The following is a 13001-nucleotide window of genomic DNA, read 5'->3' as shown; positions in this document are numbered from 1 at the left end:
CATGAGCCGAGCCCTGTCTGCACGTCGCCTGTCGTCCTTCCTGCCGCACCACGCGCTGCAGGCCTGGCCCACGCCGGCGCAGCTGGCCGCGCTGGGCACCGTGCTGTGCCTGTACCACGCTGACAGCAGCGAACTGGGCGGTTGGCGCCAGGCCGTTTCGGTACACGCCTGCCAGGGCGTGGACAGTGAAGGGGTGCGTGAAAGCCTGTGTTTCCTCGACGGCCGCGGCCGCTGCGTGTGGCGCCTGTACCTGCTGCCGGACAGCGATTTCCTGGCGTGGGACCGGCTGGTGGCGTCGCTGCCCCCGGGCCCGGAACATGATGCCGAAGGCAGTGTCGGCGAGCGCCTGTGGCGGCGCCTGGCCGGCCACTTGGGGGGCCAGCGTTGGCGCCTGTGCGCGCTGCGCCTGCATGCCGCCGACGAAGGCCGCACCCTGGCCGCCAGCCTGTCCACGCTGTCCTCGCTGGGCGCCGCGACGGCGCGCCGCATCGCGCGGCTGGAAGGTGCCGAGGGCGAGCTGTCCATCGATGACTGCTGCTGCGCCGATGCCGCGCGCAGGCCCGCACCCCGCATTCCGGGCGAGCTGCCGCTGGTGCGCCTGTAACCCGAACCTGAAGGATCGAATGCGGCCATGGATGGCCACCCCTCGAACGTGACACCCCGAAGGAATTCCAGATGAAGTTGCAGACAGCCAGCGTGATGGTGCTGATCGCCGCAAGCGGTGCAGCCAGCGCGCAGCCCTCCGATATCGCCCGTGACCACGCCAGCATCCTGGCCATGCAGGGCGAGTACACCGTGGATTTCGCCTTCGACGAAACCGTGCTGCTGAAGCCGGGCTACGAGCGTGCGCCGGCCATGCGCAGTGCCGGCAACGAGGTGGTGATCGTGGTTGAAGACAGCCCGCGCCGCGTTGTCCTGCAGCACCTGCTGGTGGACGCCAAGAGCGGCCACGTGACCAAGCACTGGCGCCAGGACTGGGTGTATGAAGCCCCCAACCGGTTCGAGTTCAGCGCCGACCAGACCTGGCAGGTGCGCACGATCGCAGCGGCCACCAACACGGGCGCCTGGACCCAGTGCGTCTACGAAGTGAGCGACGCCCCGCGCTACTGTGGCACCGGCACCTGGACCTACGACAACAACGTGCCGACCTGGACCAGCGACATCAGCTGGCGCCCCCTGCCGCGCCGCGAATACACCAAGCGCAGCGACTACAACGCGCTGGCCGTGGTCAACCGCCACACGCTCACGCCGAACGGCTGGACCCACGAACAGTTCAACACCAAGGTGCAGCGCAACGCCGATGGCAGCCAGGTGGAGATCGCCCGCGAGTTCGGCTTCAACGACTACATCAAGACCACCGAGGTCGACTTCACCCCGGCGCGCGACTACTGGAAGGCGACCGCTGGCTACTGGGCCAAGGTGCGCCAGCGCTGGGACGGCTTCCTGACCCAGGCCCCGGGCGTGCACCTGAAGACCAAGCTGGATGGCATGGCGATGATCATCCCGCTGTTCACCCAGGCCGACGACATCCAGTCGGGCAAGAAGGTGAAGGACACGCAGATCGACGAAGTGTTCGCCAAGTACGTGGAAAAGGCCCAGTAACGTCGGGCCGCAACCGCATCCACGCCATGCGTGGATGCCGTCATCCGTCAGTAGATCCACGCCATGCGTGGATGCGCTTATTCCTTGAACATCAGGAACGCCGCCAGCACGATCAGCCCGAACGCGGCGTAGTGGTTCCACTTCAGCGGCTGGCCCAGGTAGAACGCGGAGAACACCGCGAACACCACCAGGGTGATCACTTCCTGCATGCCTTTCAGCTGCGGCGCCGAATACACCGCGCTGCCCAGCCGGTTGCCCGGCACCTGCAGGCAGTACTCGAAGAAGGCGATGCCCCAGCTGACCATGATGACCATCATCAGCGGCGCGCTCTTGTACTTCAGGTGGCCGTACCAGGCGAAGGTCATGAAGATGTTGCTGCCGAGCAGCAGCAACACCGGGTACAGGTAAGCGGCGAACGACGTGCCGGGCATCCGGGCGATCTCATCAGGTGGGGCGCGCAGCATACAGCCGACCCCACCCGCAGCGTGTCACGGCGGCGTCAGGCCTCGCGCAGGGCCAGCGCCGGCGGGGTGTGCAGGATCGCCCGCGTGCCCCACCAGCCGGCCAGCAGGCTCAGGCCGATGCCGACCAGCCCACCCAGCAGCAGCCCAGGCCAGGGCGGCAGCAGCGGCAGTTCGAACACCTTCTGCGACACCGCCACGCCGATGCCGGCGGCCGCACCCACGGCCAGCAGCGCGGCCAGCGCACCCAGCGCGCCGAACTCCACCAGCACCGCACCGCGCAGCTGGCGGCGGGTGGCCCCCAGCGTACGCAGCACCGCGCTGTCGTAGCGGCGCTCGCCGGCCGTGGCCTGCAGCGCGGCCAGCAGGACCAGCACGCCGGCCAGCAGGCTGAACACCATCACCAGCTGCACCGCCTGCGCGACGCGGTTCATCACCTCGCGCACCTGCGAGATCACCGCGTCCACATCCAGCAGCGACAGGTTGGGTTGTTCGCGCACCAGCGCACCCAGGCCCGCCGCCTTGCCGGCCGGCAGATGGAACGCCGACAGCAGGTTGTGCGGCGTATCGCCCACCGCGTTGGGGTTGAGCAGCACGAAGAAGTTCGGGCGGAAGGTGTTCCAGTCCGCCTTGCGCACGCTGGTCACGGTGAACTCGCGTTCCTGCTCGCCCACGGCAATGGTGATGCGGTCGCCGGGATACACGCCGTAGCGCTTGGCCCAGCCGATCTCCACCGAGGCTTCCGGCGCGGTGCTGTCGGCCTTCCAGAACGTGCCGTTGACCAGCGTGTTGGCCGGCGGGAAGGTGCTGCGCCAGCTGAAGTTCAACGGCCGGTTCTCGTCATCATCGTCGCGCTGGGCGTCGCCCTGTGCCGGCGTGCCGTTCTGTTCCGGGGTGCGGTCCACGCGCAGCGGCGGCTTGCCGTTGATCGCGATCAGGCGGCCGGTGGCCATCGGTTCAACGCTGGCATCGGCCGCGCCCAGCCCCTGCAGCGCGGCCAGCACGCCGTCGCGCTGTTCGGGCTGGATGTTGATCAGGAAGTAGTTGGGCGTGTTCTCCGGCAGGCGCTCGCGCCACTGCTGCAGCAGGCCGGGGCCGGTCACCGCCAGCAGCAGCAGCGCGCACAGCGACAGCGACAGTCCCACCAGCTGCATCACCGCCAGCATCCGCCGCCGGGTCAGCGCAGCCAGGCCCAGCCGCCAGTTGCCATGCAGGCGGTGCTGCAGGCCGCGCAGCAGCTGCAGCAGCAGGAAGCCGACCACGCCGGCGGCCAGCGCCAGCGCCGCCAGGCCGCCCAGCACCCACAGGGCCAGCTTCAGATCGCCGGTGACCTGCACCGCCAGCAGCAGGCTGGCCCCCAGCGCGGCCACGTAGGCCAGCAGCGAAGCTGGCGGCAGGGCGGCGAAGGAGCGGTTGAGCACGCGCATCGGCGGCACCCCGCGCAGGCGCAGCAGCGGCGGCAGTCCGAAGCCGAACAACAGCAGCAGGCCGATGCCCGCGCCGGTCAGCGCCGGGGTGGCCTCGGGCAGCGGCAGGCGCTGCGGCACCAGGCTGCCCAGCACCTGCACCAGGCCTTCCTGCGCGGCCATGCCCAGGCCGATGCCGAGCACGCAGGCCGGCACTGCCAGCATCAGCAGCTGCAGCGCCAGGCCGGCCAGGATGTCGCGCTGGCGTGCGCCCAGGCAGCGCAGGATCGCCACCTGGTCAATGCGACGCAGGGCGAAGCGGTTGGCCGCCAGCGCCGTAGCCACGCCGGCCAGCAGCACCGCCAGCAGCGCGCTGAGGCCGAGGAAGCGGCCGGCCAGATCAAACGCCTGGCGCACGCCACGCTGGGTGTCGTCCACGCTGAGCAGGCGCATGCCCTTTACCTGCGGCAGCAGCCACTGCCGGTACGCGGCCACCTGGGCGGGCGCACCGGCCACCATCAACCGGTAGTTGATGCGGCTGCCGGGCCCGAGCAGGCCGGTGCCGTCCACGTCGGCGCGGTTCACCAGCAGGGTGGGGGACAGGGTCAGCAGGTCGCCGCCGGTGTCCGGCTCGGCCTCGATGATGCCGGCCACGCGCAGCGTGCCCGCACCGAATTCCAGTGCATCACCGACCTTCAGCCCCAGCGCCTGCAGCAGGCGCGGGTCGGCGTAGGTCTGGCCCTGCGGCGGCATGCCGGCATCGGCGATCAGCGCACCGCCCGGCGTGGCCCGCACCCGCAGCGTGCCGCGCAGCGGATAGCCGGCCTGCACCGCCTTGATGCTGGCCATCTGGCTGGCATCGCCGTTGAACAGCACGCTGCCGAAGCCGGCGATGCGCGTATGCGCCAAGCCGCGCCGCTGCGCTTCCTCGGCGAAGACCGCCGGCGGATCGCTGCGCCCGGCCACGCCGAGGTCGCCGCCCAGCATCTCGGCCGCGCTGCCGGTCAGGGCCAGGTTGACCCGGTTCACCAGCGTGCCCACGGCGGTCATCACCGCCACGCCCAGCACCAGTGCGGCGAACACCGTCAGCAGGTCACCGGCCAGGGCTTCGCGGCGCAGCGCGCGCCAGGCGTGCCGCAGCAGGTTCATGCCTGTGCCCCGTACTCGACCGCCTGCAGGCGGCCATTGTCGATGCGATGGATGTACTGGCAGCGCTGCGCCAGGCGCAGGTCGTGGGTGACCAGCACCAGGGTGGTGCCGCTGCCGGCATTGAGTTCGAACAGCAGGTCGCTGATGTGCTGTCCGGTGGCCTGGTCCAGCGAACCGGTGGGTTCATCGGCGAACAGGATGCGCGGGCGGGTGACGAAGGCGCGGGCCAGGGCGACGCGCTGCTGCTCGCCACCGGACAGCTGCCGTGGGTAATGGCGGGCGCGGTGTGACAGGCCGACCTGGGCCAGCACTTCATCGACCCGCGCGCGGTCCTCGCGGCCGGCCAGTTCCAGCGGCAGTGCGACGTTTTCGGCCGCCGTCAGCGCCGGCAGCAGGTGGAAGCTCTGGAACACGAAGCCCACTTCGCGCGCACGCAGCTGCGCCCGGGCCTCCTCGTCCAGCGCGCCCAGCGATTGCCCGGCCAGGGTGATGCCGCCGCGGCTGGGCAGGTCCAGCCCGGCCAGCAGGCCGAGCAGGGTGGTCTTGCCGGAACCGGAGGCCCCGACAATCGCCACGCTGGTGCCTTCATGGACGGTGAGGGTGATGTTGTCCAGTATGTGGACTTCACCCTCCGGGCCATGCACGGATTTGCCGACCTGGTCGACGGCGATGGCGACGGACGCGCTGCGGGGGGACAGGCTGTCGATGAGGAGACTCCAATGCGCATTACAGGGTGGAGCCGGCAAGCCGGCACGATGATGGTGCTGCTGCTAGGGTTGCTGCTGTGGTCCGGGCTGGCGTGTGCCAAAGGTCCGGCCGGCACGGTGCTGGTGCTCGGCGACAGCCTCAGTGCTGCCCACAATATCCCGGCCGACGCAGGCTGGGTCAGCCTGCTGGACAAGCGGGTCAGGCAGCAGTCGAAAACCCCGCCGCGCATCGTCAACGCCAGCATGAGCGGGGAAACCACCGCCGGCGCGCTGACCCGCCTGCCGGGCCTGCTGGCCAAAGAGAAGCCGAGCGTGGTGGTCATTGCCCTGGGCGGCAACGACGCGCTGCGTGGGCTGACCCCGGCGCAGGTGCAGGGCAACCTGGAAAAGATGCTGCTGGCCAGCCGCGCCGCCGGGGCCAAGGTGCTGCTGCTGGGCATCGACGTGCCGCCCAACTACGGCCCGGCCTACCGCCAGCGCCTGGCCGCCGCCTACCGCGCGCTGGCCGACAAGTACCAGGTGCCGCTGCTGCCGTTCCTGCTGGAAGGCGTGGCCCTGCAGCCGGGGCTGATGCAGGCCGACGGCCTGCACCCCACCGCGCAGGCCCAGCCGAAGGTGCTGGACAACGTCTGGCCGCTGCTCAAGCCGCTGCTGTGAATCTTTTTTCAGCGTCTTGACGGAACTTCACATCGCGTCCACCGTCGATCGGGCATGTTTCACAAAGCTGAAGAAAGAGGGACTCACATGCGTCAGACGAAGGAGACTTCCGGCTTGGTGCTGGTGGTCGAGGACAACCGCAACATCTCCGAGATGATCGGCGAATACCTGGAAGGCCGTGGCTTCGAGGTGGACTATGCGCAGGATGGCCTGGACGGCTACCGTCTGGCGGCTGAAAACAGCTACGACGTGGTCGTGCTGGACCTGATGCTGCCGCGCCTGGATGGCATCGAAGTGTGCCGCCGCCTGCGCAACGATGCACGCAAGTCGACCCCGGTGCTGATGCTGACCGCGCGCGATACGCTGGACGACAAGCTCACCGGCCTGGGTTTTGGTGCCGATGACTACCTGACCAAGCCGTTCGCCATCCAGGAACTGGAAGCCCGCCTGCGCGCGCTGATCCGCCGCGAACGTCGCCAGGTGGGTTCGGAAGTGCTCAAGGTCGCCGACCTGGTGCTCGATCCGGTCAGCATGCGGGCCACCCGCGCCGGTACCGAACTGCAGCTCTCGCCCATCGGCCTGCGCCTGCTGACCATCCTGATGCGGGAATCGCCCCGCGTGGTCACCCGCCAGGAAATCGAGCGCGAGATCTGGGGCAACGGGCTGCCGGATTCGGACACCCTGCGCAGCCACCTGTACAACCTGCGCAAGATCATCGACAAGCCGTTCGACCGTCCGCTGCTGCACACCGTGCAGAGTGCCGGTTACCGCATCGCCGACATCGCCCAGCCGATGGCCTGAAGGGTGCCGGCGCAGGAACAGGCCCGCCCCGGCTCCGGCCGGGTCGCGGGGCAGGGAACGGGCCGTCGGCCGCACGCGGGGTCATCCCCCGTGCACGTCGCCGGCACGTCGCGCTGCCTATAATCGCAGCGCTTCAACCGGGACCCCGCAATGCCGCACGGCCTGCCGCGCAAGATCCGTATCGCTTTCATCCTGCAGGCAGTGCTGGCCAGCGTGGGCATCCTGCTCGGTGCCTGGCTGGTCTCGCTGGTGATCAAGCACAGCCTGGTGGGCGCCGCCCTGCGCGAAGAGGCGGCCTATTACTGGACGCTGCACGAGGCCTCGCCCGCGCAGCCGCCGCCCAACACGCAGAACATCCGTGGCTACCTGCTCGAGCGCGGGCGCTCCAGCCTGTCGCTGCCGGCCAACCTGCGCACGCTTGAACCCGGTTTCCACGAACTGCCCGACGATGACCAGCTGGTGCTGGTCGATGCCCGGGCCGAAGGCCGCCTGTACCTGGTGTTCCTGCGCTCGCGCGCGGAAATGCTGGCCTTCTGGTTCGGCATCGTGCCGGTGCTGCTGACCCTGCTGGCGGTGTATGGCGCCAGTTGGGTGACCTACCGTGCGTCCAAGCGGCTGGTGTCGCCGGTGAACTGGCTGGCGCGCCGGGTGTCGCGTTGGGACCCCGGCCACCCCGAAGCAGCCGACCTGGAGCCGGACAAGCTGCCCGCCGACATGCAGGGCGAGACCCGCCAGCTGGCGGCCGCGCTGCATTCACTGGCCAACCGGGTCACCGACCACGTGGCCCGCGAACGCAACTTCACCCGCGACGCCAGCCACGAGCTGCGCACGCCGCTGACCGTGATCCGCGTGGCCAGCGACATGGCGCTGGGCGATGACAGCCTGGAACCGCGCCTGCGCCGCAGCCTGCAGCGCATCCAGCGCGCCGGACGGGACATGGAAGCGGTGATCGACGCGTTCCTGATCCTGGCCCGCGAGGCCGACATCGAACCGCAGATCGAGCTTTTCGATGTCAACGACATCGTCCGCTACGAGGTGGACAATGCCAACGAACTGCTGGGCAACCGCCCGGTGGCGGTGCACCTGCACAGTGCCGGCCCGGTGCAGCTGCATGCCCCGCCGCGCGTGCTGCAGGTGGTGGTCAGCAACCTGGTGCGCAACGCCTGCAACTACACCGACGAAGGCCGCATCGACGTGCAGGTCGAGCCTGACCGGGTGGTGGTGCGGGATACCGGCATCGGCATGTCGGCCGAGGCGCTGGCCCGCGCGTTCGAGCCGTTCTACCGCGCCGAGCCGGACCGCCCGCAGGGCACCGGCCTGGGCCTGTCGATAGTGCGCCGGCTGTGCGACCGCTTCGGCTGGAAGGTCGCCCTGGCCAGCGAGCCGGGCAAGGGCACCGAAGCGACGGTCATCTTCCGCTGACCCACGACGCCGGGCATGGCCCGGCGCTACCGGGGTCGGCACGGAAACCCTGCGTCGCCGGGCATGGCCCGGCGCTACCAGTAGATCCACGCCATGCGTGGATGAATCCCGGGTCACGCCTTGCTCAATCGCACTTCACCTTCGGCGCCACCGCCTTGGTCCAGATCGCGTAGCCGGCCGGGGTCATGTGCAGCATGTCCTCGCGGAACAGCTTCGCGTCCGGCTGGCCATCGGCACCCAGCATCGGGGTGTAGATGTCGGTGTAGCCGGTGTTGGGCAGCTTGGCCAGGGCGGCCTTGATCATCGCGTTGGCCTGGTTGATCGCCGGCAGCAGGTGCGCGCGTGACGGGCTGGGCTTGATCGACAGGTATTCCACCTTGGTCTTCGGCAGGTCGCGATGCACGCGCTGCACGAAGGCCACCACGTCATCGCGGACCTGGGTGGCGCTGCGGCCGCTGTTGAGGTCGTTGTCGCCGGCATAGAAGAACACCTTGCACGGCGCATACGGCACCACGACCTGGCCGGCATACCAGGTGCTGTCGCGCACTTCCGAACCGCCGAAGCCACGGTTGAACACCGGCTGGCCGGGGAAGTCCTGGGCCAGGCTCTCCCAGAAGCGGATCGAGGAGCTGCCGATGAATTCGATGCCACCGCGCGGCGGCGGGTTGCTCTGGTCGGCCTTGAGGAAGCTGGCCATGTCGCCTTCCCAGGCCACGTTGGACACCTGTTCGGGTACGCGCGGCGGGGCCGGCGGGCTCAACGCCTGGGCCAGCGGGGCCAGGGTCAGCAATCCAAGCGACAGCAGGCAGGTACGGGCGACGGACATCAGGGGCTCCAGCAAGGGCAGGGGACACCCATCATAGGAGTTTGCCGCGGTGCTGCGCTTGCGGATGGCGGGTCGTTGGCCGGCCCGCGCGGGGTGCCGCCGCCGCCCTTGTGGCAAAATGGGGGCTGTCTGCCCATCCCTGTGCACCCATGATTGCCTGCCGTGCGTCTGAGCGGTCGCTGCGCCGCGCCCCTGTTGCTGGATGTTCCACCCGTGGCTGATCAGTTCGGCCACATGCCCCGCGGCCCGCGCCGCATCTTCCAGGCCGCCCGCTGGTCCTGGCAGGGCCTGCGTGCTGCCTGGCTGCACGAGTCCTCGTTCCGGCTGGAGGTCTACCTGCTGGTGCTGCTGACCCCGCTGGCGCTGTGGCTGGGGCAGACCCCGGTCGAGCGCGCGTTGATGATCGGCTCGATGCTGCTGGTGCTGGCGATGGAACTGGCCAACTCGGCCATCGAAGCGGTCATCGAGCGCTACGGCGCCGAGATCCACGAGCTGGCCGGCCGCGCCAAGGACATGGGCTCGGCGGCCGTCTTCGTGCTGATGATGAACGTGCTGCTGTGCTGGGCGCTGGTCGTGGTGCCCCACCTGCTGGCCGGCGCTTACGCCTGAACCCCCATTCCCCCACTGTCCTGAAGAGTTTCCATGTCCTTTGAGTTCCTCGCCGACCCCAATGCCTGGGTAACCCTGTTTACCCTCAGCGCCCTGGAAATCGTGCTCGGCATCGACAACCTGGTGTTCATCTCCATCGCCGTCAGCAAGCTGCCGGAAGAGCGCCGCCCGTTCGCCCGCAAGCTCGGCATCGCCGTGGCCTGCATCACCCGCATCGGCCTGCTGGTATCGCTGGCCTACCTGGCGCACATGGCCGCCAACCTGTTCACCGTGGCCGGCATGGGCATCTCCATCCGCGACCTGGTGCTGATCGTCGGTGGCCTGTTCCTGATCATCAAGGGCTACATGGAGATCAAGGAGCTGATCACCGGTGGCGAGGATGAAGACCCCACCACCACCAAGGCCTCGGCCGTGTTCGGCTACGTCATCGCGCAGATCGCGGTCATCGACATCGTGTTCTCGCTGGATTCGGTGATCACCGCCGTCGGCATCGCCGACCACATCCCGGTGATGGTCGCCGCCATCCTGCTGTCGGTGCTGGTGATGCTGCTGGCCGCCAACCCGCTGGGCCGCTTCATCGATGCCAACCCGACGGTGAAGATGCTGGCCCTGGCCTTCATCCTGCTGATCGGCGCGGTGCTGATCCTGGACGGCCTGGACGTGCACGTGCCCAAGCCCTACATCTACGCCGCGATGGGCTTCTCGGTGCTGGTGGAGTGGCTGAACCTGCTGATGCGCCGCCGCGCACGCGACCACCACGTGCCGGGCGCCGGCAACTGGTAAGCGATCCACCCAGGACCCCCGGCACTGCCGGGGGTTCTGCTTTGTGGGGCCGCTAAGCTCGCCGGGCATGGCCCGGCGCTACCGTTCGTGGTGGGGTCTGGTAGCGCCGGGCCATGCCCGGCGGAATGCAGCCACCACCTGTGAACCGGGGTCAACACTGTTTTCCCGCGGCGAGGCTTAATCGGCGGCGGCAAAGCGCGCAGGCTACGCAGCTTCCCGTTTCCTCCCCACAGGAATCCCCATGAATTCCAGAGCCGCCCTGCTTGCGCTGGCCGTCGGTGCCTTCGGCATCGGCACCACCGAGTTCACCCCGATGGGCCTGCTGCCCGTCATTGCCAGCGGCGTGGGTGTCAGCATCCCCACCGCCGGCATGCTGATCACCGCCTATGCCGTGGGCGTGATGGTCGGCGCGCCGATCATGACCCTGCTGATGGGCCGCTTCTCAAGGCGCACCGCGCTGATGCTGCTGATGTCGATCTTCATCGTCGGCAACCTGCTGTCCGCGCTGGCACCCAACTATGGCCTGCTGTTGCTGTCGCGCCTGGTCACCAGCCTCAACCACGGTGCCTTCTTCGGCATCGGTGCGGTGGTGGCGGCCAGCCTGGTGCCGAAGGAAAAGCAGGCGGCTGCGGTGGCGACCATGTTCATGGGCCTGACCATCGCCAACATCGGCGGCGTGCCACTGGCCACCTGGGTCGGCCAGCAGCTGGGCTGGCGCCTGGCGTTTGCCGGCACCGCGGTGCTGGGCGTGGTGGCGATCACCGCGCTTGCCCTGGCCCTGCCGGCCTCGGCGCCGGGCGCGCGGCCGGACGTGCGCCGCGAGCTGAAGGCGATCCTGCAGCCGCAGGTGCTGCTGGCGATGGCGACCACGGTGCTGGGTGCTGGCGCCATGTTCACGCTCTACACCTACGTGGCGCCGGTGCTGACCGAGCTGACGGGTGCATCCAATGCGTTCATCGCGATGTCGTTGGCGCTGATCGGTATCGGCTTCACCGTCGGCAACGGCATCGGTGGGCGCTTGGCCGACTGGTCGCTGGATGGTGCCACGCGCATCCTGCTGGCGGCGCTGGCCGTGCTGATGTTCGTGCTGCCGCTGGCCTTCATGCATCACGCCACTGCGGCACTGGGTGTACTGCTGTTCGGTGCGGCGACCTTCGCGATCGTGCCGCCGCTGCAGATCCGGGTGATGCAGGCGGCGACCGATGCGCCGGGGCTGGCGTCGTCGATCAACGTGGGTGCGTTCAATCTGGGCAATGCGGTGGGTGCCGCGCTGGGTGGCGCGGTGATCAGCGCGGGGCTGGGCTATGCGGCGATTCCGGTGGCCGGTGGTCTGCTGGCGGCGGCGGGGTTGCTGCTGGCGTGGCTGGGGCGGACGCGCGCGCCGGTGGCTGAGGCCTGCTGAGGGGTGTGGGGTTCCGGCAGGGCTTGCAGCCCTGCACCCGCAGAATCAACGTCAACGTCAAAGGCCTGCATTCCGTGGGATGGCGGGGTGGGTCCGGTTGAGGGGGACGCCGTAAACCCGTCCATGGGGGCTTGGTCGCGGCATCCATGCCGCTCACACCCCCTCAACCGGACCCACCCCGCCTTCGACAGTTTCCTGCGGCTGTTGGAACCTGCTGCTGTTGGTGGGTGCCGACCGTTGGTCGGCACGAATGCCTGGAGCATGGGCTTTTGCTTTTGCTCTTTTTGATCTTTCCCGCGGTGCCAGGAAACCGTCCATGGTCGGGAGGGTGGGTTGGCTGGGGGCGCGAGCGCCATGGATGGCGCTCACGAGCCTCCATGGACGGATTCACGGCGTCCCCCAGCCAACCCGCCCTCCCGACCAAACCCGCATAGCCAGCACACCCACACCCACCGCGGAGGGGGCCCAGCCCGTTGGCCGACCAACCTCGACCTCCACGCTGGCGTTAACGCGAACCATGGCATGCTCGGCAGCCAGTCCACCCGGAACTCCCGCCATGCGCCTGTTCACCCGCGTCCTGCCCCTGTTGCTGCTGGCCTCACTGCTCTCCGGCTGCGGCTACAACGCCATCCAGCAGAAGGATGAAGCGGTCAAGGCCAGCTGGTCCGAAGTGCTCAACCAGTACAAGCGCCGCGCCGACCTGGTGCCCAACCTGGTGCAGACCGTCAAAGGTTTCGCCAGCCAGGAAGAGCGCGTGCTGACCGAAGTCACCAACGCCCGCTCGCGCGTCGGCCAGATCAACGTCAACGCCGATGACGAAGCCTCGCTCAAGCAGTTCCAGCAGGCGCAGGGCGAACTGGGCAGCGCGCTGTCGCGCCTGCTGGTGGTCACCGAGAACTACCCGGTGCTGAAGTCCGATGCCAACTTCCGCGACCTGCAGGCCCAGCTGGAAGGCACCGAGAACCGCATCACCGTCGCCCGTGGCCGGTACATCCAGCAGGTGCAGGACTACAACACCTACATCCGCTCGTTCCCGCAGCTGGTCACCGCAAAGATCTTCGGCTACCAGCCCAAGCCCAACTTCAGCGTCGACAACGAAGCGCAGATCTCCAACGCGCCGGCGGTCGATTTCGGCAACGCGCCGCAGCAGCCGGCACCGCAGCCGGCGCACTGAGT

General features: G+C 68.8%; 13 protein-coding genes. 9 read left to right on the top strand and 4 right to left on the bottom strand.

Features of this window, described 5'->3' with window-relative positions; all coding sequences use genetic code 11:
* Position 1 precedes the first annotated feature (1 nt).
* The gene (locus AC3WL7_RS08215) at positions 2–604 is read left to right on the top strand and encodes a Hemin transport protein (protein WP_079220664.1); all 603 of its coding nucleotides are present in this window, start codon (positions 2–4) and stop codon (positions 602–604) included.
* Positions 605–675: 71 nt separating this feature from the next.
* The gene (locus AC3WL7_RS08210) at positions 676–1602 is read left to right on the top strand and encodes a DUF6607 family protein (RefSeq protein ID WP_482990409.1); all 927 of its coding nucleotides are present in this window, start codon (positions 676–678) and stop codon (positions 1600–1602) included.
* 77 nt (positions 1603–1679) lie between these two features.
* Here AC3WL7_RS08210 and AC3WL7_RS08205 read toward each other — a convergent pair whose 3' ends face one another.
* The 3 genes from AC3WL7_RS08205 to AC3WL7_RS08195 all read right to left on the bottom strand — a co-directional run bounded on the left by AC3WL7_RS08205 (position 1680) and on the right by AC3WL7_RS08195 (position 5262).
* Positions 1680–2033: a DMT family protein gene (locus AC3WL7_RS08205; RefSeq protein WP_079220666.1), complete on the bottom strand. Its 354-nt coding sequence runs from the start codon at positions 2031–2033 to the stop codon at positions 1680–1682.
* Between the two features lie 68 nt (positions 2034–2101).
* A complete protein-coding gene (locus AC3WL7_RS08200; protein ID WP_492749946.1) occupies positions 2102–4618 on the bottom strand; it encodes an ABC transporter permease in 2517 nt (838 codons plus the stop codon).
* A complete protein-coding gene (locus tag AC3WL7_RS08195) occupies positions 4615–5262 on the bottom strand; it encodes an ABC transporter ATP-binding protein (protein ID WP_079220668.1) in 648 nt (215 codons plus the stop codon). Before AC3WL7_RS08195 ends, AC3WL7_RS08200 begins: the two co-directional genes overlap by 4 nt.
* 75 nt (positions 5263–5337) lie before the next feature.
* Between AC3WL7_RS08195 and AC3WL7_RS08190 the strand changes: the two genes are divergently transcribed.
* From AC3WL7_RS08190 to AC3WL7_RS08180, 3 genes are all read left to right on the top strand, one after another.
* A complete protein-coding gene (locus AC3WL7_RS08190) occupies positions 5338–5982 on the top strand; it encodes a GDSL-type esterase/lipase family protein (RefSeq protein WP_079220669.1) in 645 nt (214 codons plus the stop codon).
* Positions 5983–6069: 87 nt separating this feature from the next.
* Positions 6070–6783 carry a response regulator transcription factor gene (locus AC3WL7_RS08185; protein ID WP_002811889.1) on the top strand — a complete coding sequence of 238 codons (714 nt, stop codon included), beginning with the start codon at positions 6070–6072 and terminating at the stop codon, positions 6781–6783.
* A 150-nt stretch (positions 6784–6933) separates the two neighbouring features.
* Positions 6934–8205, top strand: coding sequence for a sensor histidine kinase (locus AC3WL7_RS08180; RefSeq protein ID WP_079220670.1), 1272 nt, complete (start codon positions 6934–6936; stop codon positions 8203–8205).
* Between the two features lie 124 nt (positions 8206–8329).
* Here the strand turns inward: AC3WL7_RS08180 and AC3WL7_RS08175 are convergent, their stop codons facing one another.
* Positions 8330–9031, bottom strand: a complete 702-nt coding sequence (locus AC3WL7_RS08175) for an SGNH/GDSL hydrolase family protein (protein ID WP_079220671.1) — start codon at positions 9029–9031, stop codon at positions 8330–8332.
* A gap of 213 nt (positions 9032–9244) precedes the next feature.
* Here AC3WL7_RS08175 and AC3WL7_RS08170 point away from each other — a divergent pair, with 213 nt between their 5' ends.
* From AC3WL7_RS08170 to AC3WL7_RS08155, 4 genes are all read left to right on the top strand, one after another.
* Positions 9245–9640: a diacylglycerol kinase gene (locus AC3WL7_RS08170; RefSeq protein ID WP_079220672.1), complete on the top strand. Its 396-nt coding sequence runs from the start codon at positions 9245–9247 to the stop codon at positions 9638–9640.
* A gap of 33 nt (positions 9641–9673) precedes the next feature.
* On the top strand, positions 9674–10423 hold the full coding sequence (locus AC3WL7_RS08165; protein WP_079220673.1) for a TerC family protein: 750 nt from the start codon (positions 9674–9676) through the stop codon (positions 10421–10423).
* A 241-nt stretch (positions 10424–10664) separates the two neighbouring features.
* The gene (locus AC3WL7_RS08160; protein ID WP_492749945.1) at positions 10665–11825 is read left to right on the top strand and encodes an MFS transporter; all 1161 of its coding nucleotides are present in this window, start codon (positions 10665–10667) and stop codon (positions 11823–11825) included.
* 556 nt (positions 11826–12381) lie between these two features.
* Positions 12382–12999, top strand: a complete 618-nt coding sequence (locus tag AC3WL7_RS08155; protein WP_079220675.1) for a LemA family protein — start codon at positions 12382–12384, stop codon at positions 12997–12999.
* The last annotated feature ends 2 nt before the right edge of the window (positions 13000–13001 follow it).

It is taken from the genome of Stenotrophomonas sp. FW305-3-2-15-E-LB1 (genome assembly GCF_058787375.1).
Note: the sequence above shows the minus strand (reverse complement) of the source record. Positions and strands in the feature narration are given on the sequence as shown.